The 25894-nt window shown below is 41.1% G+C and carries 27 protein-coding genes and 1 pseudogene; 12 read left to right on the top strand and 16 right to left on the bottom strand.

Annotation, left to right across the window (positions count from 1 at the left end; translation table 11 throughout):
- Positions 1-184 precede the first annotated feature (184 nt).
- Positions 185-499, bottom strand: a complete 315-nt coding sequence (locus VB693_RS19980; protein ID WP_416233407.1) for a HigA family addiction module antitoxin — start codon at positions 497-499, stop codon at positions 185-187.
- Between the two features lie 20 nt (positions 500-519).
- On the opposite strand from VB693_RS19980, the gene VB693_RS19975 reads away from it, so the two are divergent.
- Positions 520-1473 (top strand): 1-aminocyclopropane-1-carboxylate deaminase/D-cysteine desulfhydrase, encoded by a 954-nt coding sequence (locus VB693_RS19975; RefSeq protein WP_323267773.1) that lies wholly within the window; start codon positions 520-522, stop codon positions 1471-1473.
- Here VB693_RS19975 and VB693_RS19970 read toward each other — a convergent pair.
- Positions 1457-1717 carry a hypothetical protein gene (locus VB693_RS19970; protein ID WP_190695329.1) on the bottom strand — a complete coding sequence of 87 codons (261 nt, stop codon included), beginning with the start codon at positions 1715-1717 and terminating at the stop codon, positions 1457-1459. The genes VB693_RS19975 and VB693_RS19970 overlap by 17 nt on opposite strands.
- Positions 1718-1993: 276 nt before the next feature.
- On the opposite strand from VB693_RS19970, the gene VB693_RS19965 reads away from it, so the two are divergent.
- Positions 1994-2368, top strand: coding sequence for a DUF4870 domain-containing protein (locus VB693_RS19965; protein ID WP_323267772.1), 375 nt, complete (start codon positions 1994-1996; stop codon positions 2366-2368).
- Positions 2369-2478: 110 nt separating this feature from the next.
- On the opposite strand, the gene VB693_RS19960 is transcribed toward VB693_RS19965, so the two are convergent.
- Together VB693_RS19960 and VB693_RS19955 are read right to left on the bottom strand one after the other, a co-directional pair.
- Positions 2479-3267, bottom strand: a complete 789-nt coding sequence (locus VB693_RS19960) for an ABC transporter ATP-binding protein (protein ID WP_323267771.1) — start codon at positions 3265-3267, stop codon at positions 2479-2481.
- A 40-nt stretch (positions 3268-3307) separates the two neighbouring features.
- On the bottom strand, positions 3308-4333 hold the full coding sequence (locus VB693_RS19955) for an iron ABC transporter permease (RefSeq protein WP_323267770.1): 1026 nt from the start codon (positions 4331-4333) through the stop codon (positions 3308-3310).
- Between the two features lie 83 nt (positions 4334-4416).
- On the opposite strand from VB693_RS19955, the pseudogene VB693_RS19950 reads away from it, so the two are divergent.
- The 4 genes and pseudogenes from VB693_RS19950 to rtcA all read left to right on the top strand — a co-directional run.
- A pseudogene (locus VB693_RS19950) lies at positions 4417-4598 on the top strand (ABC transporter permease); the annotation flags it as partial.
- A 377-nt stretch (positions 4599-4975) separates the two neighbouring features.
- Positions 4976-5446, top strand: coding sequence for a tetratricopeptide repeat protein (locus VB693_RS19945; protein ID WP_190695341.1), 471 nt, complete (start codon positions 4976-4978; stop codon positions 5444-5446).
- A gap of 227 nt (positions 5447-5673) precedes the next feature.
- Positions 5674-7023 carry an FAD-binding oxidoreductase gene (locus VB693_RS19940; protein WP_323267769.1) on the top strand — a complete coding sequence of 450 codons (1350 nt, stop codon included), beginning with the start codon at positions 5674-5676 and terminating at the stop codon, positions 7021-7023.
- 172 nt (positions 7024-7195) lie between these two features.
- Entirely contained in the window at positions 7196-8272 is a 1077-nt protein-coding gene (gene rtcA / locus VB693_RS19935; protein WP_323267768.1) for an RNA 3'-terminal phosphate cyclase, read from the top strand.
- Between the two features lie 38 nt (positions 8273-8310).
- On the opposite strand, the gene VB693_RS19930 is transcribed toward rtcA, so the two are convergent.
- The 7 genes from VB693_RS19930 to VB693_RS19900 form a co-directional block, all read right to left on the bottom strand.
- On the bottom strand, positions 8311-8736 hold the full coding sequence (locus VB693_RS19930) for a type II toxin-antitoxin system VapC family toxin (protein ID WP_190695343.1): 426 nt from the start codon (positions 8734-8736) through the stop codon (positions 8311-8313).
- Positions 8726-8962 carry a hypothetical protein gene (locus VB693_RS19925; RefSeq protein WP_190695346.1) on the bottom strand — a complete coding sequence of 79 codons (237 nt, stop codon included), beginning with the start codon at positions 8960-8962 and terminating at the stop codon, positions 8726-8728. The genes VB693_RS19930 and VB693_RS19925 overlap by 11 nt, the downstream gene beginning before the upstream one ends.
- 319 nt (positions 8963-9281) lie before the next feature.
- On the bottom strand, positions 9282-10262 hold the full coding sequence (locus tag VB693_RS19920) for a protochlorophyllide reductase (protein WP_323267767.1): 981 nt from the start codon (positions 10260-10262) through the stop codon (positions 9282-9284).
- A gap of 226 nt (positions 10263-10488) precedes the next feature.
- Positions 10489-11424 carry an alpha/beta hydrolase gene (locus VB693_RS19915; RefSeq protein WP_323267766.1) on the bottom strand — a complete coding sequence of 312 codons (936 nt, stop codon included), beginning with the start codon at positions 11422-11424 and terminating at the stop codon, positions 10489-10491.
- A 106-nt stretch (positions 11425-11530) separates the two neighbouring features.
- Positions 11531-11899: a DUF4112 domain-containing protein gene (locus tag VB693_RS19910; protein WP_323267765.1), complete on the bottom strand. Its 369-nt coding sequence runs from the start codon at positions 11897-11899 to the stop codon at positions 11531-11533.
- A gap of 137 nt (positions 11900-12036) precedes the next feature.
- Positions 12037-12972 (bottom strand): YihY/virulence factor BrkB family protein, encoded by a 936-nt coding sequence (locus VB693_RS19905; RefSeq protein ID WP_323267764.1) that lies wholly within the window; start codon positions 12970-12972, stop codon positions 12037-12039.
- A gap of 62 nt (positions 12973-13034) precedes the next feature.
- Positions 13035-14795, bottom strand: a complete 1761-nt coding sequence (locus VB693_RS19900; RefSeq protein ID WP_323267763.1) for a DUF389 domain-containing protein — start codon at positions 14793-14795, stop codon at positions 13035-13037.
- A 126-nt stretch (positions 14796-14921) separates the two neighbouring features.
- Here VB693_RS19900 and VB693_RS19895 point away from each other — a divergent pair, with 126 nt between their 5' ends.
- Positions 14922-15368, top strand: coding sequence for a hypothetical protein (locus VB693_RS19895; protein ID WP_190695362.1), 447 nt, complete (start codon positions 14922-14924; stop codon positions 15366-15368).
- Positions 15369-15463: 95 nt separating this feature from the next.
- Here the strand turns inward: VB693_RS19895 and bchH are convergent, their stop codons facing one another.
- The 5 genes from bchH to VB693_RS19870 form a co-directional block, all read right to left on the bottom strand.
- Positions 15464-19135, bottom strand: coding sequence for a magnesium chelatase subunit H (gene bchH, locus VB693_RS19890; RefSeq protein WP_323267762.1), 3672 nt, complete (start codon positions 19133-19135; stop codon positions 15464-15466).
- Between the two features lie 411 nt (positions 19136-19546).
- Complete coding sequence (locus VB693_RS19885; RefSeq protein ID WP_323267761.1) at positions 19547-19882, bottom strand: XisI protein; 336 nt, start codon at positions 19880-19882, stop codon at positions 19547-19549.
- Positions 19870-20286 (bottom strand): XisH family protein, encoded by a 417-nt coding sequence (locus VB693_RS19880; protein ID WP_323267760.1) that lies wholly within the window; start codon positions 20284-20286, stop codon positions 19870-19872. Before VB693_RS19880 ends, VB693_RS19885 begins: the two co-directional genes overlap by 13 nt.
- A gap of 18 nt (positions 20287-20304) precedes the next feature.
- Positions 20305-21924, bottom strand: coding sequence for a CocE/NonD family hydrolase (locus VB693_RS19875; protein ID WP_323267759.1), 1620 nt, complete (start codon positions 21922-21924; stop codon positions 20305-20307).
- A gap of 231 nt (positions 21925-22155) precedes the next feature.
- A complete protein-coding gene (locus tag VB693_RS19870) occupies positions 22156-22383 on the bottom strand; it encodes a hypothetical protein (protein ID WP_323267758.1) in 228 nt (75 codons plus the stop codon).
- 389 nt (positions 22384-22772) lie between these two features.
- On the opposite strand from VB693_RS19870, the gene gvpA reads away from it, so the two are divergent.
- The 5 genes from gvpA to VB693_RS19845 all read left to right on the top strand — a co-directional run bounded on the left by gvpA (position 22773) and on the right by VB693_RS19845 (position 25888).
- Positions 22773-22988, top strand: coding sequence for a gas vesicle structural protein GvpA (gvpA, locus tag VB693_RS19865; protein WP_010996411.1), 216 nt, complete (start codon positions 22773-22775; stop codon positions 22986-22988).
- A gap of 194 nt (positions 22989-23182) precedes the next feature.
- On the top strand, positions 23183-23572 hold the full coding sequence (gene gvpC, locus VB693_RS19860) for a gas vesicle protein GvpC (protein ID WP_323267757.1): 390 nt from the start codon (positions 23183-23185) through the stop codon (positions 23570-23572).
- A 248-nt stretch (positions 23573-23820) separates the two neighbouring features.
- The gene (gvpN, locus tag VB693_RS19855; protein WP_323267756.1) at positions 23821-24900 is read left to right on the top strand and encodes a gas vesicle protein GvpN; all 1080 of its coding nucleotides are present in this window, start codon (positions 23821-23823) and stop codon (positions 24898-24900) included.
- Between the two features lie 2 nt (positions 24901-24902).
- Positions 24903-25352 (top strand): gas vesicle protein, encoded by a 450-nt coding sequence (locus tag VB693_RS19850; RefSeq protein ID WP_323267755.1) that lies wholly within the window; start codon positions 24903-24905, stop codon positions 25350-25352.
- A gap of 68 nt (positions 25353-25420) precedes the next feature.
- Positions 25421-25888 carry a gas vesicle protein K gene (locus VB693_RS19845; protein WP_323267754.1) on the top strand — a complete coding sequence of 156 codons (468 nt, stop codon included), beginning with the start codon at positions 25421-25423 and terminating at the stop codon, positions 25886-25888.
- Positions 25889-25894 lie beyond the last annotated feature (6 nt).

Here is a 25894-nt window from a genome sequence, read left to right as displayed (position 1 = left end):
AAATCCGGGAGCTTGAATTAATGTTGTTTTACATATGTATTATTCACAAGCACTGCTGAGGATGCAAGTTGAGTTGCGGTTAGATACCTGATTTCTGGGACAATTCGGGAATGAGGGGATTTGATGATGCGACAATGCTCCGCCCCACCGTAGGCGATGATCACCAACAAAAAACAGAAACGCATTAAGCTACACTATTAAACGGATTCACAGGAATCTGGTTGTAAACATCTGCTTTTTCTACCCAAGCTTGACGTAAATCATATTGCATTTGCAAATTCAGCCAAAACTGGGGACTGTTACCGAAATAACGCGATAAACGCAAAGCTGTATCTGCTGTAATACTGTGTTTACCTGATAAAATTTCGCCAATTCTTGTCTGAGTGACACCTATATCTTTACTCAACCGATAAGGGGTAATATTCAATGGCTCTAAAAATTCTAGTTGCAGAATTTCGCCTGGATGGATATTTGGTAAACAATTACTATTTATCATCATTTTTTACTCAGTGGTAGTCTATGTCCTTGAGTTTAATTCCACCTCCCACACAGCAAATCAACAGCGAAATATTTAGTCGCGCTGGGGTGGAGGTATCTGTGCTGCGCCTTGATTTAATGCACCCTTGGGTAAATGGTAACAAGTGGTTCAAGCTGAAATACAACCTCTTAGCAGCCAAAGAAGACAATTACACCACAATTCTCACCTTTGGCGGTGCTTATTCTAATCACATCTATGCAACGGCTGCGGCTGGGAATCTTTTAGGTTTTCGCACTATTGGCGTGATTCGTGGTGAAGAACGGCTTCCTTTAAACCCCACCTTAAGTTTTGCTGTGGAACAAGGGATGCAACTAGTATATATTGACCGGGAAACTTACCGTCAACGCCACACCCCAGAATTACACGCAGACTTACGCCAGCGTTTTGGTGAGGTTTTTATCATTCCTGAAGGTGGTTGTAATCTTAATGGTGTGCGCGGGTGTACAGAGATACTTTCTGAAGTTACAGCAGAATTTGATACTATCTGTGTAGCTTGTGGGACAGCTACTACTTTAGCTGGGTTGACACTTTCGCTACAACCAAAACAGCGATCGCTTGGTTTCCCTGTGTTGAAAAATGGCGACTTTCTCAAACAAGATATCACCAACCTACTGACGCAGTACCTCGCCTCTGGATTACCTGCGCCATCCAGCACTGCCGCACCTTGGGAATTGGTATGTGATTATCACTTTGGAGGCTATGCCAAGGTAAATGATCAGCTTGTATCATTTATTGACGAGTTTACTCAGTCCTACGGCATCCCACTTGATTACGTATATACCGCTAAAATGTTTTATGGAGTGATAGATTTGATACGTAAAGGAGATTTGGGTGGCGATCAGCTACGCTGGGCGGAACGCCATCGCCTACTTTTAATCCACACAGGCGGGTTACAGGGGAATTTATCCATGAAGAACATCAAGCGTGCAAATTAGCTTGTTCTTGTAACCAAGGGTCTACAGGTTGTCCATCTTTACGCCGCAATTCGATTTCTATTGCTATCACTTCCTTTGAGCCAGGAGGAGCAGGCTTTTGATGGAAAATAATGTCATAATCCAATGGATTTTGATTTTTTTCTTTCAACCAGTCTTGTACTTTAGTTGTGGCAAAGAATGATTGTCCTTGATCAAACATCCGCGTAATCTGCATTTGCAGCGTATATGGATTGATGCGGCTCATATTTTACTACCTTTATTAAGTAATTTTAAAACAGAGAAGCTACTTACTGGGCAGAAGAAAATCCAAAGCCTAATTATGACACGAATTGATTTGTTCTATCCTTGATTATTTCCCCAGTTCGGTAAACCTCATCTCTTAGGTTTGATACTTAGCAGCCAGAACTCATATATCAAGAGGAAAAACCAACAGACATAGCTGAGTACGGTAAATGGCAATACAAAACCCATGAGGTATCCTTTAGAATTGAGCTAAAAAGATATATGAGGAGTCATCAGGATGCAAGGAACATACAATTCTGATAAGCGCAAATTGCTATCATCTTTGAGTCATGGGGCAATTTTCTTTAGTACAACCTTGTTTTCAATTGGAGTTCCCATTGTCATCAACTTACTTTCCGATGACCCAGTTGTCAAAAGCAATGCTAAAGAATCTATTAATTTTCACTTTAATGTTTGGTTTTGGGCAACAGTCATAGGTGTACCCCTAGGGATTATATCTTGGCTAACCTTTGGTCTGGGCGGTATTTTGTTTTTCCCTGTGGTGGCTTTGGGTTTTGCACTGCATTGGGGATTGACAATTTGGGCTTTGTTTCATTGTCTTACCCAACCTGATGAACCTTTCCGTTATCCGTTTATTTTTCGACTCTTTTAAAATTACGCTGAGTTTGATGAATAGACCATATTATAGGGGTTTACCAATGATAAATCCCTATGATAGATGTAGTTTTTAGTTGTCAATATGTCAGCCCTAATATCTATCAACTAAATTGATTCGTGAATTGGTGCTATAGGACAAATTTGTAATCCTACAGGTGTATTTAAAACTGCCACTTCTACCCCTAAAACTTCAGCTAAAATTTTTGGTGTGAGGACAATTTCCGGTTTTCCTAATGCAAAAATATTACCTTGATAAAGTAATGCAATCCGAGAACTATATCTTGCAGCTAAATTAATTTCATGTAAAACAGTTAAAATCGTAATTCCTTGATTTTGATTTAGTTTTTTTAAGAGTTCTAATAATTCTAATTGATAGCGAATATCTAAATAAGTTGTGGGTTCATCTAACAATAAAATTTGCGGATTTTGTGCTAGAGCTAGTGCCAAAAAAGCTCTTTGTCTTTCACCACCAGAAAGTTGCTCTACCAGACGTTCTTGATAAGTTTCCATCTGGGTTAAATGCAAAGATTCAGTAACTTTTTCTCTGTCTTCTGCATTTAAATCCCATTGCCACCAAGGTTGATGGGGTGTGCGTCCTAAAGATACTAATTGCCGGACTGTTAACCCTGGGGGAATGGCTTGTTGCTGAGGTAATAAGGCTAATTTTTGGGCGACAACGGCGGCGGGTTGAGTATGAATGGCTTTCCCATCTAATAATACAATTCCTGTTTCGGGAACTAACAGGCGACTCATGAGTTTAAGTAGTGTAGATTTGCCAGAACCATTAGCACCTACTAAACTCAACCATTCTCCTTTTTCAATTGCTAAGGATATGTTTCTAACTACAGTTTTAGCTGTATATCCACCAGTTAAGTTTTGCGTTTCTAAGGGCATGATAAAATAATTCGTAATTCGTAATTCGTAATTAAGAGATTTAAATTCCGGTTTTGCGACGATAAAGTAACCAAATAAATAGGGGTGAACCTAATAAAGCGGTTACTGAACCTACGGGAAGTTCTACAGCACCTAACCGGGATAGTAAATCTGCAATAGTCATGACTACTGCGCCTCCTAATGCACTGAGTGGTAACACGGCGCGATAGTCTGTTCCTACGAGTAGACGGATACCATGCGGTACTATTAAGCCGACAAAACCAATTAAGCCGCCAATGCTGACAGCACCTGCGGCTAACAGTGTAGCAACTCCGCCAATTAAAATGCGCGATCGCGTTAGGGAAACACCCAAACTAACTGCTAATTCATCCCCTAGGTTTAATAAATTCACCGATCGCGCTAACAAACATCCCAAGACTAATGCCACACTAATATAAGGTCCGGCTGTGGTGACTTCTGTCCATCCCCGGCCATTCAAACTACCAATCAGCCAATTTAGCGCAGCCTGTATGCGTCCATCCTCTGTTAAAAGTAGTAGCACAGATTGGATTGCACCAAACATTGCACTTATTGCCACGCCTCCCAAAATCAACCTTTCAACAGAAACACCATCCCCAGTCTTCGCTAAAAAATAGACAATCACTGTTGTGAATACACCCCCAACCCAAGCTGCTAAGGGAATCCAAGCCACGAATACACCTAAACTGAACATAGCGATCGCCACTAAACCAGCACCCGCAGAAATACCTAGTAAAAACGGATCGGCTAGTCCGTTACGTAACATTCCCTGGAGTAGTGAACCTGCCATTCCTAAAGCTGCACCCACCAACATCGCAGCCACAGTTCTCGGTAAGCGCAAATCCCAAAGAATAGTTTGATAGAGTTCATCTCCTTGTCGCCAAATAGCTTGCCATAATTGTTCAGGTGTCATGGCGACAGCACCAAAAGACAAGGACAATCCTACCGTCAACACTAGAATCATAACTAAAAATAAAGTAGCTAAAATTACCCGTGCTTCATTTTTAGAAGCAGCGTTAACACTCCTAAACAGCTGCTTGAGTTTCATTTGTTGCTATAAATTTGTGATTTGAGCTAAAGTTTGGGCAATTTGTTGGAATCTAGGGTGTGAGCTTCCTTAACTTTAATATCATGACACCAATTAATCGGATTCATTCTGTATGGTTGCCCATCCTATCACCGCTAATGGCGATCGCTTCTGCCCTGATTGTTGGTACTATCCTCATCTTACTAGCTGGGGCAAATCCCATCACAGCATACACAGCTTTATTACTTACTTTGGGTTTGGCAATACTATCACTCAAATGACACCCTATTCTTCGCCGCTTTCCGTAGTGGTGCGAACGTCATGCAGCACAGTGCTGATTTAAAAGTTAAATGTCCCAAGAAAGAATACTGATTTTGTAATTTTTTGATGAACTATTATTTACTAAATCTTTATAAAATATCAGTAGTTAGTTTGTGTTTTTCAAAGTTTTGATATTCTCATCACTGATTGCGGATGAGTTTATATACTTAAGTACAGATTGATAGTATTTCTTGATACATTAGATTTTCAATTAACTGCTGAATGAAAGATTTTTATTGGAGAATTGTTAACAGGAATTTAAAATTCAACACAGCAAACTTATACGAAACTTGATACCTTGATACAAGGAGACAATTACTGAAAATCGCCAATCGCAAATTCATGGATTCTTTATCAATCAGCTCTTTACTTGAAGATTTAAAAAAGCCTAACGCTTTAGTCCGGGAGCAAGCAACAAAGCAACTCTGGCGTATTTGGTTTCAGCAAAAGGGAGTTTACGGGCTGGAAAAAATCGACCAAAGTCAAAAATTGCTTGATGCTGGGGAAACTACTGAGGCTGAAAAAATTCTCACCGAACTCATTAAAGAACAACCTGACTTTGCAGAAGCCTGGAATCGTCGTGCTTTTCTCTACTACAGCATAGGCGATTATCGTAAATCCTTAGGGGACTGTCAGATGGTGATTCAGATTAACTCTGTACATTTTGGTGCGCTGCATGGTATGGGTTTATGTTACGCCGCCTTAGGAAAATACAGTAAAGCTATCAAAGCTTTTAGACGCGCCTTAGAAATTCAGCCCTACTCTTTGGTGAATCAAAAATTAATTTTAGAATGTACACTCAGACTGAGCTAAAACAGCATCAAGGAGAATACATCAATTTTGTTTCTCCTAAGTTCATTTAGCCTAAGCCAAACAAGGGGTATTTTATCAAGCGATCGCTACAGGTATTTACAAAGACTTATATTAAGTTTAAACAGAGAGACGCTAAGAAAAGCGCAAAGTAACGCGGAGTGAAAATTCTCTGCGAACCTCCGCGTAAACCTCAGCGTACCTCTGCGTTAAAAAAAGGATATAAGCTAATGACGATCGCCAACTTAAATTCCCTCATTAACTCCCTGGCAGGCATAGAAACTATTACAGACACTCATCAAGTAGCAAAATTATCCCAAGACTACCACACCTTTAGCCCAGTCCTAGTACCTAAACTAGAAGGCAAAGTTGGGGACATCGTAGTCCGTCCCGCCAACGAACAGGAAGTGATAAAAGTTGCCGCTATCTGTGCTAAACACCGTATACCTATCACCGTCAGAGGTGCGGGAACAGGCAACTATGGGCAATGCGTACCCATGCACGGCGGCGTAATTTTAGACATGACCAAAATGCAAGCTGTAAGTTGGGTCAAACCGGGGGTAGCGCGGGTAGAAGCTGGGATGAAATTAGCCGCCTTAGACAAAAAAGCGCGAGAAATTGGCTGGGAAATGCGGATGTCCCCTTCCACTTACCGCACAGCTACCATTGGCGGATTTGTGGCTGGTGGGAGTGGGGGTATTGGCTCAATCCAATATGGATTATTAGGCGATCGAGGTAATCTATTAGCATTAAGAGTTGTCACCGTAGAAGATGAACCGCGTGTCATTGAATTGCGCGGCGACGATGTACAGAAGGTAAACCATGCTTGGGGTATTAACGGCATTATCACAGAAGTTGAAATTCCCTTGGGGCCAGCCTATCCTTGGGCAGAAGTAATTGTTACCTTTGCAGATTTCATGACAGCCGCCAAGTTTGGGCAAAGCCTAGCTAACGCCGATGGGATGGTGAAAAAGTTAATTAGTGTCTTTGCATCGCCCATTCCCCAATACTTCCAAGCCTTACAGCAATATATCCCTGAAGGTACTCACTCAGCATTTTTACTAGTAGCTGAACTCAGTTTAGAATTTTTACCGGGGTTAGTGCAGCAATACGGTGGACAAATTACCTACCAAAAACCAGCAGAAGAAGCAGGTAAAGGCGTTAATTTAGCAGAATTCGCCTGGAATCACACCACCCTACACGCCCGGAATGTAGATACCCAGATTACATACTTGCAAAGTATGATTCCCCCAGCCAAAGGTCTGGAATTAGTAGAGCATTTATATCATCACTTTGGTGATGAAGTGATGATGCACTTAGAATTTATTCGGATGAATGGTGCAGTAGTTCCCGCCGCTTTACAACTAGTACGCTACACCACAGAAGCACGGCTCAATGAGATTATCCACTACCACGAAGCCCAAGGTGTGTTTATTGCTAATCCTCACACCTATATTATTGAAGATGGGGGCAGGAAAGTAATTGATCCTGAACAATTAAAATTTAAGGAAATGGTTGACCCCTATGGACTAATGAACCCTGGTAAAAGCAAAATGCTACAATTTGAAATTCAAAATTAGGAATTACAAAAATACATAGTAAGTTAATCTGTGTATTCTGTGGTTATATTAAATTCAAGCATTTAAGACCTCTACGTCTATACGTAGCTTACTTGAGTCGAGGTAATAGTCCTCTACTCCAACTGTTTTGAATTTTGAATTGTTACATACCGACACTACACCATTCCCATTCATGATTGAAATTGACGGTTCTTACGGTGAAGGAGGCGGACAAGTTCTTCGCACTTCCCTGAGTCTAGCCGCCATCACTGGTGAACCCATCCGCATTACAGGAATCCGCGCTGGACGCAAAAAGCCAGGATTAGCCGCCCAGCATTTAACCGCCGTTCGCGCTGCGGCTAGAATTTGTCATGGGCAATTATCGGGTGATGAGTTGGGATCAACAAGACTAGAATTTATACCGGGTAGTGTGGTACAGCCAGGAAAGTATAGTTTTGATGTCAGTGAAGTGCAGCAAGGGGGTTCGGCGGGAGCAATTACTTTGGTGTTGCAGACAATTCTTTTACCTTTAGCTTTAGTTAATGGTGACTCCCAAGTAACTCTCCGGGGTGGAACTCATGTTATTTTTAGCCCCACAATGACTTACATTGAGCTAGTCTATTTGTCGATGCTCAAACGGATGGGGATAGAGGCAAAAGTCAAATTGGGTACTTGGGGTTGGTATCCCCAAGGTGGGGGAGAAGTAGAAATGTTAGTAAAAGGGGGGTGTCAACTTCAGGGTATCCACTTACTAGAAAGGGGGAATTTACACTTAGTACGGGGACTGGCAGTAGTTACAGAATTACCCGCACACATTCCCCAACGCATGGCAAATCGTGCTGAGAATTGGTTACGTAGCTTAGGACTAAAGGCATCTGTACGAGCATTACGAGAAAAAGGTATAGCACCAGGCGCAGGGATTTTTTTAACGGCTGAGTATCAAAATAGCTTGACTGGTTTTGGCGGGTTTGGACGGTTGCGATTGTCTTCAGAAAAAGTAGCAGAAATTGCCTGTGAGCAACTGTTGAAATTTCATCAAACTGGCGCACCAATTGACGAACATCTAGCAGATCAATTATTGTTACCTGCGGCCTTAGCCCCACAAGTCACTCATTACAAAGTGGCGCAGGTGAGTACGCACTTAACCACCAACGCCGCCGTGATTGAAAAATTTGGCTTGGCGAAGATTAAAGTCGATACAGCAGAAAAAATTGTCTCAGTGATACCACTGATGAGTGCTGTTAGCGGAGCGGGACGTGACCAGCCATGACTCAGAGCAGAAAAACCAATCGATATAGAACTATTCAATTAAGGGAGAGTTTCTCGTAGCAAGGCGCGAAATCCTACCTGTTGAAAATGCTCGTTGGCAGTCAAAGCCTCAGTAATGCCACAGAATTGCATGACAATAAAAGATACACAATCAATAAATCCCCAATCTTTGTCAGGGCTTTCACAGTATAACTGGAAAGCTCTTTCGTACAATTCCTGAGATAAAGGGACAATTTCCACCTTCGGGTCAGATGCTAGAGAATTTAACAGCACGATCGCCTGATGACGATGAGGTTGTTGGCATAAAATATTGCCAATTTCTAGGATGACTGTTTGGGTGGTAATGAGACGTGTACCTGCCTCGTCTAACAATTTAGCTAAGTGTACCGCTCGCTGATGTAAATGATCCTGGGGTGCGGCTAAGGCAATGGCAAATGATGTATCAAGAAACACTTCAGGTTTCATGCAGAAGTTCCTGACCGTACAAATACTTGTCAATGTTAGCAGACAAATTTGGTGGACTATGGAGTTGCAGCGATCGCGCTGTCGCTAAAAAAGACACGGTTTCTTGGGCATTAGATGGTAATATCTCTATACTTAAGCGTACACGAGTATTAACTGGCAAGGCGATCGCGTCTTGAGGGTAAAAGCCTTTACCATCAAATACTGCCGCAATAAATTTTTCTCCCATATACACACATATTCTTGATATCGCTTGTGACATCTATCCTATGCGCTGATCTTGGCAAATGGGATAAAATTGCTCAAGCTAATCTGCGATCGCTTTCCCCTAAACCCATATTCTCAAACGCTTTGAGTAAATTAATTTCAAATCTAAAAAGAATATTAAAATACTTACGCCTGTATCATAAAAAACAAGTAATGAAGAGTGCCGAGTTAAAAAAGCTGTTAGCAGAGTAGGTTGTAAGCCCCTACTTTTTACATGACTCAGCACTCATGACTCATTACTCATTACTCAGCACTCAGGACTCATGACTCACCACTCATTATTATCTGGCAACGGCTGGCGAACTAACTGGTGCAAGTCCAACTAAATTTTCGCTCAAGTCCCACATCCGCTTGGCTTTAGCATCATCACTAGCTTGTGGAGAAACTTGCTGGACAAATGACTCACGGTCTTTCTTTTGACGGTTTCCCCAGCTCCAGTACGCCCCAGATTTGCCGTATTCAGGATCAGCCGTTACCATTGCTACCCTTTCGCCTGCTAATTCCTCAGAGACAAAGCCGCCGGTAATGCGTCTTTGGAAGATGGGGAATAGCTTCTGGAATAAAGGATAGTGGTTACGGAATAGTGCTGTTGTCGCTACACATCCAGGATATAGAGAACTAAAGACAATTCCTGTAGATTCATGATATCGCCGATGCAGTTCTCGCATAGTCAGAATATTGCATACTTTGCTATCTTTATAAGCTTTCACAGGTTCAAACTTCTTACCATCAGCCATTGTAATCGGATCTTGGAAGCCCTCAGCAAAACCTCTCAAATCTCCCAAGTCTGGACGGGGTGGAATTTTTCCGCCGAGTTCGTTGGGGTTATGGGTGACAGTTCCTAAAATTACGAGTCTAGGTTGGGAAGATGATTTTTTCAAATCCTCCAGCATCAAGTTACACAGCAGAAAATGACCAAGATGATTTGTGGCCATGGTTAATTCATATCCTTCTGGGCTGCGGAGTGGCTCTTTAATTAAAGGCATATAAATTGCCGCGTTGCACACCAAAGCATCCAGGGTTCTACCAGTGGCGCGAAAGTTCTGCACAAAATAACGCACACTTCCTAAAGATGCTAAGTCAATGGGAATGATGGTGTAGCTACTCTGGGGAATTCCTACGGATTGGGCAACTTTTTGGGTTTTTTCTATATCCCGGCAGGCCATGACTACGTGCCAGTTTCTATCAGCCATAGCTTTGGCGGCGTACAACCCGACCCCTGAAGATGTACCTGTAATTACAACTGTTTTGCGTGCTTCCATTCTCTTGGGACTTCTCTAACTTGCATTGCGTTTAGTTTTTTTATGATCTCATACCATGTTTGCCGTCAGCTATTTTGTTTTTGGCAGGCAAGAGGTAGGAGACAGATGGGAGGAGGTGAAAAGGTAGAAGTTAAGAGGGTTTTATCGCTTAATATTTCTTTGCATAAGTTGTTAATTTTTTTGTTTATTGTCAATTTTTAAAATTCCTCAACATATCGATACATATTTACAAAAAATTTGTACCTTGTAGAAACTTCAGAATTGACTGATTGACTACTTTCGCTGCACCAGTTGAGGCATCATGACAGCAGTTATCCAAGATTTGGAATTGGGAACTGGGAATTAATTTGTGTAATCGTTCGCCATGAGTAGCAGGAAACCAACTATCGCGATCGCCCCACAAAATTAATGTGGGACAATTGATCCTATCCAAATCCTCTTGAATTTGAGTGAGCATATTGGGTTTGTTGGCTTGCCAATGCTTAATTTCTTTGGCTGCTATTTGTAATTCTTCAGCCACTTTGACCAAAGTACCAGGAAGTTCAATAAATGGATAAGTAATCCAATAAACATCTTCTTGGGTGAGAATAGAGGGATCAAATAGCACTTTGCGCCTTTCTATGGCCATAACCTCTCGCACTAGCGGCGCAAACAAATAAGCCAAACGTAAATCGTCAATTGCTTGTAATACTTCTATTGGGGTTTGAGCAAGTATTTCCATTGCCCAATGAGGTAGACGTTCCGTAAAAATTGGGGCATTAATTACAACTAACCGTCCTACCAATTGGGGATTTTTTTGAGCTAAAGCTAGAGAAATTAATGCCCCTATTGATTCCCCCACAATGATGGCTGGTTCATCACATAATGCTTGCACAATTCTTTCTAATTCAATCACTTGATGCCCATTTTTTTCTCGCCGCAACCAAGGTTTGTCAGAAAACCCGAATCCTTTGGCATCAAAACAAATAACTCGAAAATGTTTAGATAAGGGAGCTATAGTATAACGCCAATTATAGCTCCAACTACCCATGCCATGTAATAAAAATAGTGGTCTACCTGTACCTATTTCACCATATGCAATTTGCACAGGATAACCATGAACATCACTAATAACTAGACTTTGCCGCCCTTTGGGAAAAGTTGCTTGCCACCAATCTTTCATCAATAAATGATCTCAAAAATTTTCATGCCGTTTACAGAAGTCTCATTATTATCACGGCTGAGGTTGATCAGACAATGGTAAGAATAAATTATTTATCTACACTCTACTAACGCGGAAATTTTAAGTGTTGTTCTATTAACTTAATATTGTATTCATTAGCTGTCCAAGCGAAATCAAAAATATCGCCCAAAACAGGGATACTACCGATTAAACTATCAATAAAGATATTTAGTACCATTTTACTTAAGGTTTTTTTAGGGATACCAAGTCTTGCTGCTTCCACAACAATGTAACTAGCAAGTAATAGACCTAAAACATCACCACCAACTGGTATCAATCCGATCATTGGATCTAAACCAACGGCAATTGGTGTACCGGGAACAGCAATAACTTTATCTAAAAGGCGACTCACTTGACGCAGACGCTTTAAAGTTGCGGCTTGAGCATTATAGTCAACAGAAGAAGTATGGGGCATTATCGGCCACTTGTAATTAAATTGTTCAATATTTTACTGCTATGTGGCTAGTTTGCAATGGCTGGCTGTGATATTTGTAGTGATTTTTGGCAATTACTTTTTCAATATAAACGCGGTATATCACGTCTTTACAAAAGTTAAGAGTCAATATTTTTTCCTGCCTCATTGAGCAAATTAACGTTTTTTAGGGGATTTTTAGGCAATTTGGAGCGAATATCTTCACCAACAGTCACATTTAACTGATCGCCTATTAATAAAACAGCCGCACTCATCCACAGCCACAGCATTAAAACGATTACTGTGCCGACTGCACCATAAACTTTGTTATAGTTACCAAAATTCGCGACATATTGCCGAAATAAAGCAGATAAAATAGCCCAAATCACTGCTGCAACCATTGCCCCTGGAATTATTGGTGTGCCTGATTTCCAAACGCTAGTGCCGTAGCGGTAGATAAAGCTAAATGCTGTAGCCACAATACCTAAAGCCAAAGGCCAGCGCAACAATTTCCAGATAGACAGTAAGAAAATTAAAGATGAGTTACCACTGACGACAAATCCCAAGAGTAAGTCACTGAGAAATACTAAGAAAGAAGCTAATACTAGTAGCAAAATTGTGCCTACCGTCAATCCTAATGAGATGATTTTGGCTTTCCAAAAGGGACGAGTTTTTTCTGTTGGGATTTGATGAATTTGATCAAAGGCTGTCATGGCAGTGCTTACAGCCCCTGATGCTGTCCAAAGGGCAATGACAAAACTCAAAGAAAATAACCCACTATTCTTAGAGTGGGCAATTTCTTGGCTAGCAAAGTCTTTAATCAATGTCGTTGCTTCTTCTGGCGCGACTTGACTGACTTGTTCAGCTAGTTGCTTGAAGGTGTTTTGCAACGATTCTTCTAGTAAACCAATGGCTGTGAGGACTGCCAGAATTGCCGGAAATAAAGATAACATCGCATTAAAGGCAATTTCTGAAGCCAGTCCTAAAAGTCGCCTTTTGATGGTTCTAGCAATGGTTTTTTTGAATGCACGCCAATTTAGATGCCGAAAGAAGCTGACAAAGCGAGGCTGTGGCATATCTCCAATTCGTAATTCGTAATGGACTAACGTCCCGCTACGCTAACGTAATTCGTAATTTATTAAAATGTTTCGGGTATGGTTTCTATGGGTGGTCTTCTCAGTGATTTTACCGTAAGTTTGAGTATTGCGCGGCGTTGTGGTTCTGTTCCGACTCCTAAAATTAGGCGATCGCTATTAATTTGCCACTGGGTTTTGAGGTAATCTGTAATTGCTTGCGATCGCAGTTGGGCAATCTCTTGCTCTTCCTCTAGTTCTTGGTTAACCATGACTTCTAGTTGCAAGTTAGGAAATTGCTGTAAAATTTGCCCAGCCCGATCTAACAGCTTGGCGTTATCTGGTGTCAGTGTAGACTGATCTTGCTCAAAAGATATCACTCCCAAATTAGTTGCTATTCTCTGCATACTGACTAGCGCAGACTGGTAATCTAGCTTACTCCTGACATTATCAGCCAGTAAAACCTGGGCATCTTTTTCAATATCACGTTCACTCAAATACACCAACCGAATGCGTAATGGTTCGTAGGGGATAGTAATTAGCTCATAATTAATCATCTGCGCTGGTTGGGGAAGTCGCATTTCACCCAAGGCTGACTGGACTTCTTGCAGGAAACTTGATTGTAATTGCGCGATGTTAATTACAGGTTCAGGCGGTTTTTCTTCAGGTATTGGGCGTAAAAGTTCACTAGATGCTGTGGGAATTTCAACTAACTTGAGTGTTACTAATTCAGGTACTTTTCCCAGACGCGAGGCTAACTGTTGAATAAAATTATTTTTCTCCTCTGGTGTGTATTGCTTGCTACTAAAAACCTGAAGTTGCACTGTCAATTTATTATTTTTTTCTGATGTCGAAATGTTACCAATGTAAGAGCGTGTTTCACCACTAGAGAAAGTAGCAAATTGCTGTTGCCATAGGTCTATTGCCGACCGACGAACGCGGTTTTCTTGTTGCTGTAGAGTAATTTCCTTTCTAAGTTGGTTTAGAGATTGATTGAGTGGGAACATAATCGCCCCAATTGTCATAAAAATTAGCAGTAATCTGCCAGGTAAACTGCCGATTTTTTTCAGCTTTTGGTAAGCAGGTAGTCTTTCTAAAATACCCTGCATCCAGATACTTTCTGGATGTGTATTACGCCATTCCCTAACTTTTTCTTTAACCTGAAGATTGTCAATATGCAGACTCAGGAAAACTAACATTGCAGTGAAGGTAATAGCTACTAAGTTGGTAAAAAATAGTAAACCTCCACCACTAGCTACCTGTAATCCCTTCACAGGATTAATGCTGATGGCAACACCGATACCATAACCAACAACACATAACGGTGGCATTAAAGCAACTGCGATCGCTACACCAGGAATAGAAGTGGCTACCCCCTTCGCTTCTTTGCAAATTGCTACTGAACCCACCGCACCAGAAAATAAAGCCACGAACAAATCTAAAATATTCGGTCGAGTTCTAGCCGCAATTTCACTGGTCATTTCCTTAAATGGCAGCCAAGATACCAGTAAGACAGCAAAGGCGATCGCCAGCGCACAACTCAGCAACAGATTGAGCAACGCCCGCATGGCTAAAATCACATCACCCGCAGCTAGAGCCAGTCCATTGGCTAAAATACCCCCCATCAAGGGAGAAATCAACATCGCGCCAATAATCACTGCTGGGCTATTTAAGACCAGCCCCAAAGTAGCAATACCTGCTGCAAATAGCACCTGAATCCAATAGCTGGCATCTTCTAAGCTGATTGAACTGCATATATCTAGGTATACTTGTTCTTTGCGAGCTTGACTAACTCCCAAGTTGTCTGCAAACCAGTCTCTAAACATATATGTATTAGTACGACTCAACTGATTGCATGATAATGGGCAAAATGCCCTAAAAATATGACAGCCGTAAATTATTTATTTTGCCTGCAATAGTTTATAACTGCACTAAACACAAAATAACGGGCTATGAGTCAAGACTTAACACAACAATGGTTAGCTGAAATTGAATCACTTAAACAGCAGCTAGTAGAACAACAGCGCGATCGCGATGCTGCTTGGGAAAGTGCCGAAAAATGGCGTAAACTTTATAACACGGAGGCAGAACAACGCCGCACTGATGCTGATCTGACCCGAAAAACGATCGCATCCCTCCAAATAGAAATTCAAAAACTCAAAGGTATTGATGGAGCAACATTCCCCAACTCTACTGTGATCACAGCCATTCACCAGGAACTCGCCGCCATTAAGACTGTAGAAGACTTAAAAACCAAACTAGTGGCTGTCATTCAAGAACGCGATCGCTTGATTCACGCCTTAAAAATAGAGCAAGAAAACCATGCTCAAACCCGTAAAAGCCTTACTACTGCGTTGGGTGATGCAATTGATAGTCTGGCTAAAGAACGGGCGGGATAGGGTGATAAAATCTGTACTTTCTTCTCCGTGTCTCCGTGCCTCTGTGGCTTAAGGTATTTTATTTAACTACGGAAACATAGAGGCACAGAGAAAAATTAAACTGTTACACCTTCTAATTGTTCATCTGTCAATTCATACAATTGACGTAGTTTATCTAATCTATTTGTATCAGTTTGCCAAAAACCGCGCCCATGTGCTTCTAACATTCTGCTGACAATATTACGAAAAGCTTCTGGGTTGGCTTGGCGTAATCTCTCCGCCATTTCGGGATCTAACGCATAGGTATCTGCGGCTTGCTCATATACCCAATCATCTTTAAAATCAGCAGTACCACCCCAACCAATTAATGCTGTCATACGTTGGGAAATTTCAAATGCACCGCCAGAACCTTGACTCGCCATTGCTTGCGCCCATTTGGGATTTAGCAACTTGGTGCGGTATTCCATTCTGAGTAGATCATCTAAGTTGCGGGGTGTGGTGTCTTTGGAGAAACTTTCCACAAAGCTAGTAGTAACTTTCTTTCCGCTTTGCTTTTCGGCGGCTTTTTTCAATCCGCCGGTGTTGGCGTAATATTCCTGAATATCGGTTAAACCATATTCTACAGAGTCTATTTCTTGCACGATGCGATCGCTAGTCTTTAATAACTGATTTAATACTTCTGGTCTAGCTTGGCCTTTATCTTGTCTGCCATAGCTAAACACATTGCGACTTTGCCAAGTATTTCCTAGTTCTTCCCCAGATTCCCAGTTACCATCAACTACTCTATCATTTACTAATGAACCAAAATCACCAGCCGGGTTAGAAAACAATCTCGCTGATGTATTTTCTACACCTTGCGCCTTTAAAGCTAAAGCGTGTTTTTTAATAAAATTTTGCTCTTCTGGTTCATCAGCATCAGCCGCCCTTTGGAATAAATCATCTAACAATTCGATGATATTTACAAAACTATCCCTAAAGATTCCTGATAGATTACCTAACACATCAATGCGGGGGTGTCCTACTTCTACTAAAGGTTTCAATTCATAGCGAACAATTCGCCCTGTTCCTTCTTTTACAGGTTCAGCACCCACCAATTCTAAAAGTATTCCTAACGATTCACCCTTAGTTTTAATTGCATCTAACCCCCACAATAAAACTGCTACTGTTTCGGGATATGTGCCATGTTCTTGTAAATGCTGACTGATAATTTTTTGCCCAATTTCCCGTCCCCGTTCATAAGCGGCGGGGGAAGGCATTCTATAGGGGTCTAAAGCGTGAATATTTCTCCCCGTTGGTAACACTCCCGCACCATCTCGCAATAAATCACCACCAGGTGCAGGGGGGATGAATTCACCATTTAACCCCCTTAATAAATTGGTTAACTCATCTGTAGTTTGCATCAATAAATCTGTGATTTGCTGTTTTTCTTCTGGGTCACTTGGCTGTTCACTACCAAAATAAGCTTCTAAATAAGATGCTAATTCTTCTTCGTTTGGTGGTTCACCCAATGTATGCAGCCCTGAAGAAAATAAGCGATTTTCTATTACTTGCAAATACTCATATAATTTCACCAGATAATCATCAAAAGCATGACTACTAAACATTCTGATATTTTCTGGTGTAAAGGGAATACCCAATTTTTTCGCATCTTCAAATGGGCAATCAGCATCTAAACCAGTATCGGCAATCTTTTTACAAATCCCTTCCTTTAGTACATAATTCTTTGTCTTATCTTCTCGATATTCTGCAATTAAATCCCGCAGCGATACCAATTCTTTATACAAACCAGCACGACCATAGGGGGGAACATTATGAGAAATCAACACCCCATAACCGCGACGTTTTGCTAATATCGACTCGGAAGGATTATTGGCGGCGTATATATATAAATTAGGCAAATCTCCTAATAAAATATCTGACCAAGAATAACCTGTATTTCCTAACGGTGAACCGGGCAACCATTCTACAGTACCGTGCATACCAAAGTGAACTACAGCATCAGCTTGCAGTTCATTTTGTAACCATTTATAAAAGGCTGCATATTGAGGATGAGGTGTTAAATCCCGTTCAAACATTAACCGCATGGGGTCGCCTTGTATCCCCAAAGGTGGCTGTATACCTATCCACACATTTCCTAACTGCACTCCACCAATATGGAGTTCATCACCGTAGGTTTTTATTCCGCTTCCTGTTAAAGATTTCCATTGTTTTTCGATGCGCGATGTCAGGAGATATCCTAACCATTTTTCTAGTTTCCGGGCGTTAACAGTATTCGCTGAGGAGGGAAAAGGCTGATTTATTTCCCATCGTTCCATCTCTTCATCGGCTTCTCTGACTCGGCGAATCAATTCTTCCCCATCTTCTGGGATGTCGCCGACGTTATAACCTTGGTCTTTGAGGGCGTGGAGTAATTTAATTAAACTGCGGGGGACATTCAATAATGCGGCTGTACCTACCGCACCATAACCAGGGGGGAAGCCATACAAAATAATGGCAATTTTCCTTTCTGCGGGGGGTTTTTGCCGTAATTCTACCCAATTTTTCACTCTCCCAATCAGACGCTGCATCCGTTCGGGAACTAAATAAATATCTTCCCCAACCAATCCACCCAGAGGAATAGTATCAATTGCACCGTCTAATTCTGGTAAGGCGTACAACACCACACTTTGCAAACCTCCTACACCTTGACGCGTCCAAGAGTGGATATCTTGAATTAACAAAGGTGCAGCGACGATGTAGGGGACATTTTTGGCGGTGAGGATGCGCTTGGCTACTTCTATTTGACGACCGGCTTCCATTGAACCGGCTGGGCCACCCACGAGAGGAAAGCCAATGGTGGAGACAATTGCATCTACTTTGACGGCTTCTTGGGAAAGTGAAAGGGTTTCAATATTACCTATTTTTCGTTGCTGAAGTTCGTAGTCGGTGGTCATCCAATCACGTACCGCCACATGACCTTCCACACCGTTGATAAAAATGGGTAAAGGTATCAAACCCGCTTCCTCAAAACGGCGAATCAGTTGGGGAATATAGGGTTGTTTGGTGATGACGTGTTTACGGTAGAGGAGAATGGCGGTGATTGGGGATTGGGGATTGCTTTTATTCCCTATTTTCCTCTTTTGATACCATTCTAGATATGCTTTGGGGGATTCAAAAAACCCTGGATAGTCGGGATGTAGTAAACCTATGTTGGGGGTTTCGATGGGTGGGGGGATGTCGCCGACTTTTAAATCTAAATATTTTTCTGCTAGTGTCCAAAATAATGACGCAACGTTTTCTGTCCCGCCGGCATTCCAGTAACCATAGATAATTAACCAATTGCGTAAGTCTTGGACTTTCTGGACTGGGACAAATTTCAGCAGTTTGGGGCCGATTTTTAAGAAGCTAATATAACCAGCGAGTTTGTCTTCTTCTCGTCCATTACTGAATTTATCGAGGATGAATTTAACTGGTTTGGGCATTCCTTTGGGTTTGTCACCGATCGCAAATCCACCGAGTTTGGTTAAACTCATCAGTTCTAAAGCTGACTCAAATACTAGGCGGATGGGGATTTGGGCGATGCGATCGCGCAACCACAAAACTTGGTCATAATCAAATATCAGGCTACCAAAAAACACATCCGCGCCTTGGAGTGCGGCTTCTACTTCTGGGCGAATGCTTGTAATATCGCGATCGCTAAATACTCGAATATCCAAATCAGCACAGCGAGATTTAGCCAATAAAGCGGCTTTTCTGTACAAGTCAGCGTTAAACGATTCAAAACCAGCAATCAAGACGATGCGTTTCATGCCTGTAAGCTAAGAAATATTTCTTTACTTTAAATTCTAAACTTGCTTGCAGGTTGATGGTTGAATATCTACCCAGAGAAGTTGGGCGTTTAAATGGTTTTACTATGTTCTTTCTGAGACTGTGATTGCTCAGTGGTTTTAAATTAGTGACAGTTTTTGAAGTATCATACACTTAACATTTATTTTTCTCTCAAAAAAGATATTATGTAATTAGTGCAAGGAGTGATACCACTTCACCTGATGTGTGTTACAACTTATCCTCGTAATACTTTCCTTTCAGAAGTGTTGCAGATGAAAAATGTTGCATTAAACCATGTGAATGGGTATATATCTACAAAAAAATGCTTAGATAAGCAAACTTCTAAGCGTTTTTTTGGATGAAAACTACAGCAAATTTCCACCATCACCAATCTACGCAACACCATATTCTGTATACTGTCGTTTATAAACAGGTTGCAAACCCAAAACAATATCCTCTCGTGGAACTCCCATTGCTACCAGCTCCTCTGCCGGATTTTGATCAGTTAAATTTTGCTGAAGCCAGATTTTTCCATCTTTAATATCAAAATGAATGATACATCGATAAACACGCTTTAAACCTTCCCATCCCACGTTCATCCACTGATAATGGTCGCGTTTTTCATCAAAAATCAATTGGACTTCTACCTCACTATCAGCTATATCTTCATTAGCGTAATGAGTTAATAAACTCTGCACATACTCCCGATACTTGGCTAATTTATCCATTGCACAATTACCTCATTTACAGGATCATAAACAATTAATAAAAGCTGATACCGTTGTATTGCCGCTTGTGTAAACTCAAGCTGAAAAAATGTTTGGTAAATATCGAAAGGCACAGCTAAATACAACAAGCGGTTGGGTTCAGTTGCTTCTAATGCTAATCTATAGCTTAAAAATTGACCTAACGCAGCATAAAAGTCAGTAACAGCCGAAGGATTGAGAAAACTTTTGATTTCTACAGCTATTTTCTTGCCTTGCCTTTCGGCTGCTAAAACTCGTTCTGCGCCTAAATCAATCTGAAAGTTAACGTTACCATATTTAAATTTTAATGGGTCGGCTGTAATCACCCATTGTTCTTTTTGAAGAGCTTTTTTGACGGTTTCATGAAATATATCTTTAGCAGACATCAGCGTTTCTCTACAAACCTAACTAATTATCGGTAACAAAACCTGAGAACCATCACAACTAACACTCAGCGTTATAATCTGAGCATTCATTAAACGGGTACTGCTTAAAACAGCCCCATTCCCAGAGTTCATTGCATAGGCTGGGTAACAAGCTAAACTCAAACTCAAACTCAAACAATTACCTTTTGCTATTCTTATACATATCGGTTGCAATTGTATATTTCTAGTAACCTTGTTTGTACCGTCTTGGCAATGTAAATAACCTTGCGTCACGTTGTACACGCTCCCATAAGGATATACCTGGGACAGTACAGCACATAAATCATAACTATCTTGGTCAGATTGACAACAGATTTTTACTAATACTTCCCCGGCTAGAGATAAATCTGCGGTTAAAGGTTCACTAGTGTAAGTTAACACATCAGAACGGCAATCAATTTGCGATCGCTCAAACACACCCGCCGGCATTGCTGCATGACCACCTATCGCTGGCACTGGTCGCCAAGGATCGTGGAGTAATATGTCTTGGGGACTGGGGATTGGGGACTGGGGACTGGGTATAAGGATTCCGGCATCTTCTCTGATGCTGGCTAGTCCGGTAGTTGACAAAAAGTAAGATTTCTGATTTGGTTTAGGTAAACTGGACAAATCTTGCCAAAGATTACTACCCATTTCAAACAGGCATACAGGAGACTCATCTAATAAACCTGTGTCTACACCTTTGAGAAATTGATTAAACCAACGAATCTGCATTTGATCTATTGGGCTAGTGGCTAACTTACCAAAATCAGCCGCACCAACTTTGCGTCCCCAGGGTAAATGCGCCCAAGGGCCAATTATTAAATGTTGGGGAGTATTAGCGCGGACTACCATATCTTTGTATAGGTGCAATGTACCGCGCAGATAAGTATCAAACCATCCGCCAATATGAAACATCGGCAAATCAACGCTTTGGAAGTGGCTTTTGGGTGACAGTTCTTGCCAATAAATATCGGGTTGCGGATGGGCTACCCAATCGTGATAAAAAGATTCTGGTGCAAGTTTTTGCAGAATTTCGGGATGATTTACCGGGAGATTGCGCGAGGCTGTAAGTAAAGCTTGATATGTTGATTGATCACCTCGTAACCGTGCAGTTTCTGTGGCTAATTGTATCGCCCAAGCTAAATTTGTTTGCAAACAGAATGCACCACCTTCATAAGCCCAATCTGTATATAAATCATAGCCAATCATCGCTGGGCAAATAGTTTTTAGGGCTGGTGGTTTAGCGATCGCAGCGTACAATTGAGTCATCCCCTGATAAGAAAAGCCATACATTCCCACCTGGCCATTACTCCTCGGTAGACTTGCAGCCCAATTAACGCTATCTGCACCATCAGCGATTTCATTGGCGAATAACTTAAACTCACCCTCCGAAGTACCCCGCCCCCGCACATCTTGAATCACTACAATGTAACCCTGGGCAGCGTACCAACTAGGATGAGCATAAACCACCGTAGACGCGATCGCTCTACCATAGGGTTGTCGCATTAATAATACAGGAAACTCACCTTCCTCATCAGGGCAATAGATATCTGCGTCGAGGCGTACACCGTCGCGTGTGTACATAGAGGCGATTTCTTTGGAGAGGATTTTGTACATTGTTTTCAGTCATCAAGAAAAAATTCAGCCATCATAATTGACGGCTGAATTCTTCTTCAAAATACCATCCGATTCCTCAAGAGAGTAGATCAGTTCAACCTTGTTGAACGCGACGCTCAAATTCCTCACGTGTTTTTTCTACTACAGTTAGGGCCGATGTATATATACAGGACTTACGCAACCCTAACGTATTTTCGTCATTGTGACTGTAGGGAAGCAATCTCAAGGCCTTTATTTTCGTAGCGAGTGCGTAAGTCCTAATATATTCTCATTTTCCTGCTTCAGCCAATTTAACAAACTAGCAATTTGGGCATTCCTTAAATCTAGGTCTGTCTGAAAAATAATGGAAGTCGCCATCACTTGAGCATATTGAGGTGGATGTCCTTGATCCACCAAAGCAGCAATTAGTCCCGCTAATGCGCCCTTCCGTATTGGATCAGAAGTAGCTTCTGTAGACATGATTTTTTACAAAGATGATTGCTAAAAATATCCTATGTTATCTTCCCAAAGCTTTAGTAACCGTATTATTACTTAAGTTTATTCATTCCTTTTTAAGGAAGATGTAATATATCTTTAGACAGCAAATAATACATTAAAATCAACAAAAAAAACAAAATGCAACATTAAAGCTTACATTTTTAATACAAAAACATTTTAAACGTATACAATTCAAACAATAAACTGCTGTTTTTTTGTTACATCGTTGGTATTTTTGCATTTCTTTACACTTTTCCTCCTGTCAAACTCTTTACATTACCGAAGAGCCGTGCCTAATATGAATGCAGTAAATAGCTAAAGCAAATGCCTAGCCAATACTAAAAATCAACAATGAGTTAAAGTTTAAAAATATGGCAGTCGAAAAAACCAATTCTTCCTCAAGCTTGGCTGAAGTTATTGACCGTATCTTAGATAAAGGTATCGTTGTAGATGCTTGGGTACGTGTTTCACTAGTTGGTATTGAATTGCTGGCGATTGAAGCTCGCATCGTTATCGCATCTGTTGAAACCTACCTGAAATATGCAGAAGCTGTAGGTCTAACTCAATCCGCCGCAATGCCTGCTTAAATATTAAGTAGCTTCCAGAAAATCAGTATTAATGAGTTTGTAATTCTGATATATATTCTGCTTTTATTCGTTGCTCCTGAGTTATCAAAAGAGAAAACGAAAAAAGCAGACATTCTTTAAACTGCATTTGCTGTATATCAATTATCCAGTGAATGTGGTTAATTCACGCTTTTAATAATATTCCGGAGAACCTCATGACGGCTTTAATGCAAAGAATCCGGCAAGAGCATCAGTCAATAGCTGAGGAAGTAGCTCAACTATGTAGAGACACTCATCAATTTTTGTCCACTACAACAGCAAACAGACAAGAGCAAGCTAAAATGCAAGCGCAAGAACTGCATATGTTTCACGAAGAACTTGAATACACAACTCAAGATTTTCTAGCTGAAACAGCTAAAGCAAGGGTTGCTCAAGCTCAAGCTCAATCGAAGTTTTTGCATCAGTTTCACAAAAATCTGGAGCAAACAACCCACGAATTTTTAGCAGAAACGGCAAAGGACAGAACAGAACAAGCTACAGCACAAAGGCAGAATCTGCGCCAATTCCGGCAAGATTTGTTTACTAGCGTTTTTGGCACATTTTAGTAGTAAGTCAACAATCCCAAACAATGGAGTTAATTTGTTGACCGGACTAAATAGTAAAACCCCCTAATCTTACAGTTTCAAAACTGGTCAGACCAGGGGGCAAATTCAACAATGAGTTTTAATGTAAAACTTTAGATATCTTACGCTATGACGGAATTGAATGCAAGGAGTTAATTAAACTTTAAAGTTTATTCTTCAAATTATTTTTCGTTTTTTTCTGGAAATACTATTTCTCTTCATCGTAATTTATGACTATCACCGCAAATCATAAGAAAAGAGCTGTGCTTCGTGTTCGCCCTGGTCAATTTGTAGTCACACCAGCAATTGAGCAGGTAGCAATTCGGGCATTGCGTTATCTTACATCAGGGTTTGCTATTCACTTACGCGGCCCAGCCGGTGCAGGTAAAACAACCTTAGCCATGCACTTGGCTAACTGTTTAGATAGGCCAATCATGTTGCTTTTCGGAGATGACGAATTTAAAAGCTCTGATTTGATTGGCAGTGAATCGGGTTACACCCATAAAAAGTTAACGGACAATTACATTCACAGTGTTCTAAAAGTCGAAGACGAATTTAAACAAACCTGGGTTGATTCTAGATTGACTTTAGCTTGTCGAGAAGGTTTTACCTTAGTCTATGACGAATTTAATCGTTCTAGACCTGAAGTTAATAACGTCTTGTTATCAGCTTTAGAAGAAAAAATTCTCACCCTTCCTCCCAGCAGCAATCAGCCAGAATACCTCCACGTTAATCCCGAATTTCGGGCGATTTTTACCTCCAATCCAGAAGAATACTGCGGAGTCCACTCGACTCAGGACGCTTTAATGGATAGGTTAGTAACGATTAATATGCCAGAACCGGATGAGCTAACTCAAACGGAGATATTGGTTCATAAAACTAGCATTTCTAGAGATGATGCTCAGTTAATAGTGCGGTTAGTTAGAGCATTCCGCCTGGGTACAGGTGCAGAAAAGACTTCCGGTTTGCGCTCTTGTTTGATGATTGCTAAAGTATGTGCGGAACACAATATTTTAGTATTACCAGAAAATACAGATTTTCGAGAAATTTGTGCAGATGTGCTATTCAATCGCACCAATTGGTCTGCTAGCGAAGCTACCACAATTTTCTTAGAATTACTCAATCACTTACATATACAAGCAATAGAGGAATCGCATCATAGCGTCGCCTCAGATGACGTAGTAGCGGATGATTCTTCCTTAAATCATAGACATCCTGATGTTTTGCAACAGCCAATTGAAAAAAATCCTGCGCCTTTCAAGCAGCAAGGCTTAGTGATTCACAAAAATACCATTGAAGAGTCGAATTAATCGTGACTACTACCCCATTACAGCCAACACGTCCTCAAACTAACTCCAGTCGAGTTATGCCCACATCTACGCAAGGTTCTACCTTAGCAGATATTCTCGAACGGGTTTTAGATAAAGGAATTGTGATTGCTGGTGATATTTCTATATCTATTGCCTCAACTGAACTGATACATATCCGCATTCGCCTGTTAATTTCTTCCGTTGATAAAGCGCGTGAGATGGGTATCAATTGGTGGGAAAATGACCCCTATCTCAGTAGCAAATCTCAACATTTAATTGAGGAAAACCAGCAACTTCATCAACGGCTAGAAAGTTTAGAAACACAGTTACGTTTACTCACATCTGCCAATGTAAAAGAGGCAGTTACATTAGCAGTTAATCCTGAAAATAATTGCCAGCCAATAAACGAGGCAAATGACCAATTAGTAAATGATTCCCAAGTGGACATCTAGACTCATAACTCATCATCGGCTAAACGCCGTGCTACCGCTAACATAACTCATAACTCAGCACTCAGCACATGGTTTGTACTCCAGTTGAAAATTCTTCCAACTTGCCACCTACCACTTCTAAAGCTAACAGCCAGGCGGGTTTAGTTCCTTTACTGTTAACTGTAGTAGAACTTGTACGTCAGCTGATGGAAGCACAAGTAATTCGGCGCATGGAACAGGAATGTCTGAGTGAATCTGAATTGGAGCGAGCAGCAGAAAGCTTGCAAAAGTTAGAGGAACAAGTTTTAAATTTGTGTCAGATTTTTGAGATTGACCCAGCAGACTTGAATATAAATTTAGGAGATGTTGGGACTCTTCTACCTTCACCTGGCTCTTATTATCCTGGTCAGCCGGGAACTCAACCTTCAGTCCTAGAACTACTAGACCGTCTTTTAAATACGGGAATTGTTGTAGACGGTGAAATAGATTTAGGTCTAGCTCAAATCAATCTTATTCATGCGAAGTTGCGATTAGTTTTGACTTCGCAACCAATGTAATTAACA

The organism is Anabaena sp. UHCC 0399 (assembly GCF_034931465.1).
GTDB classification, from domain to species: Bacteria; Cyanobacteriota; Cyanobacteriia; order Cyanobacteriales; family Nostocaceae; genus Trichormus; species Trichormus minutissimus.
The sequence above is the reverse complement of the archived record's forward strand: the minus strand, read 5'-3'. Positions and strand labels throughout refer to the sequence as shown.

Bases quoted from the DNA above. Each gene is read 5' to 3' on its own strand.
- VB693_RS19895 (WP_190695362.1), top strand. From the start codon at position 14,922: ATGAGTCAAGACTTAACACAACAATGGTTAGCTGAAATTGAATCACTT.
- rtcA (WP_323267768.1), top strand. From the start codon at position 7,196: ATGATTGAAATTGACGGTTCTTACGGTGAAGGAGGCGGACAAGTTCTT.
- VB693_RS19870 (WP_323267758.1), bottom strand. From the start codon at position 22,383: ATGTCTACAGAAGCTACTTCTGATCCAATACGGAAGGGCGCATTAGCG.
- VB693_RS19970 (WP_190695329.1), bottom strand. From the start codon at position 1,717: ATGAGCCGCATCAATCCATATACGCTGCAAATGCAGATTACGCGGATG.
- VB693_RS19945 (WP_190695341.1), top strand. From the start codon at position 4,976: ATGGATTCTTTATCAATCAGCTCTTTACTTGAAGATTTAAAAAAGCCT.
- VB693_RS19910 (WP_323267765.1), bottom strand. From the start codon at position 11,899: ATGCCCCATACTTCTTCTGTTGACTATAATGCTCAAGCCGCAACTTTA.
- VB693_RS19900 (WP_323267763.1), bottom strand. From the start codon at position 14,795: ATGTTTAGAGACTGGTTTGCAGACAACTTGGGAGTTAGTCAAGCTCGC.
- VB693_RS19915 (WP_323267766.1), bottom strand. From the start codon at position 11,424: ATGAAAGATTGGTGGCAAGCAACTTTTCCCAAAGGGCGGCAAAGTCTA.
- gvpC (WP_323267757.1), top strand. From the start codon at position 23,183: ATGACGGCTTTAATGCAAAGAATCCGGCAAGAGCATCAGTCAATAGCT.
- VB693_RS19905 (WP_323267764.1), bottom strand. From the start codon at position 12,972: ATGCCACAGCCTCGCTTTGTCAGCTTCTTTCGGCATCTAAATTGGCGT.
- VB693_RS19955 (WP_323267770.1), bottom strand. From the start codon at position 4,333: ATGAAACTCAAGCAGCTGTTTAGGAGTGTTAACGCTGCTTCTAAAAAT.
- gvpA (WP_010996411.1), top strand. From the start codon at position 22,773: ATGGCAGTCGAAAAAACCAATTCTTCCTCAAGCTTGGCTGAAGTTATT.
- VB693_RS19980 (WP_416233407.1), bottom strand. From the start codon at position 499: ATGATGATAAATAGTAATTGTTTACCAAATATCCATCCAGGCGAAATT.
- VB693_RS19975 (WP_323267773.1), top strand. From the start codon at position 520: ATGTCCTTGAGTTTAATTCCACCTCCCACACAGCAAATCAACAGCGAA.
- gvpN (WP_323267756.1), top strand. From the start codon at position 23,821: ATGACTATCACCGCAAATCATAAGAAAAGAGCTGTGCTTCGTGTTCGC.
- bchH (WP_323267762.1), bottom strand. From the start codon at position 19,135: ATGAAACGCATCGTCTTGATTGCTGGTTTTGAATCGTTTAACGCTGAC.
- VB693_RS19845 (WP_323267754.1), top strand. From the start codon at position 25,421: ATGGTTTGTACTCCAGTTGAAAATTCTTCCAACTTGCCACCTACCACT.
- VB693_RS19960 (WP_323267771.1), bottom strand. From the start codon at position 3,267: ATGCCCTTAGAAACGCAAAACTTAACTGGTGGATATACAGCTAAAACT.
- VB693_RS19880 (WP_323267760.1), bottom strand. From the start codon at position 20,286: ATGTCTGCTAAAGATATATTTCATGAAACCGTCAAAAAAGCTCTTCAA.
- VB693_RS19885 (WP_323267761.1), bottom strand. From the start codon at position 19,882: ATGGATAAATTAGCCAAGTATCGGGAGTATGTGCAGAGTTTATTAACT.
- VB693_RS19925 (WP_190695346.1), bottom strand. From the start codon at position 8,962: ATGGGAGAAAAATTTATTGCGGCAGTATTTGATGGTAAAGGCTTTTAC.
- VB693_RS19930 (WP_190695343.1), bottom strand. From the start codon at position 8,736: ATGAAACCTGAAGTGTTTCTTGATACATCATTTGCCATTGCCTTAGCC.
- VB693_RS19920 (WP_323267767.1), bottom strand. From the start codon at position 10,262: ATGGAAGCACGCAAAACAGTTGTAATTACAGGTACATCTTCAGGGGTC.
- VB693_RS19965 (WP_323267772.1), top strand. From the start codon at position 1,994: ATGCAAGGAACATACAATTCTGATAAGCGCAAATTGCTATCATCTTTG.
- VB693_RS19940 (WP_323267769.1), top strand. From the start codon at position 5,674: ATGACGATCGCCAACTTAAATTCCCTCATTAACTCCCTGGCAGGCATA.
- VB693_RS19875 (WP_323267759.1), bottom strand. From the start codon at position 21,924: ATGTACAAAATCCTCTCCAAAGAAATCGCCTCTATGTACACACGCGAC.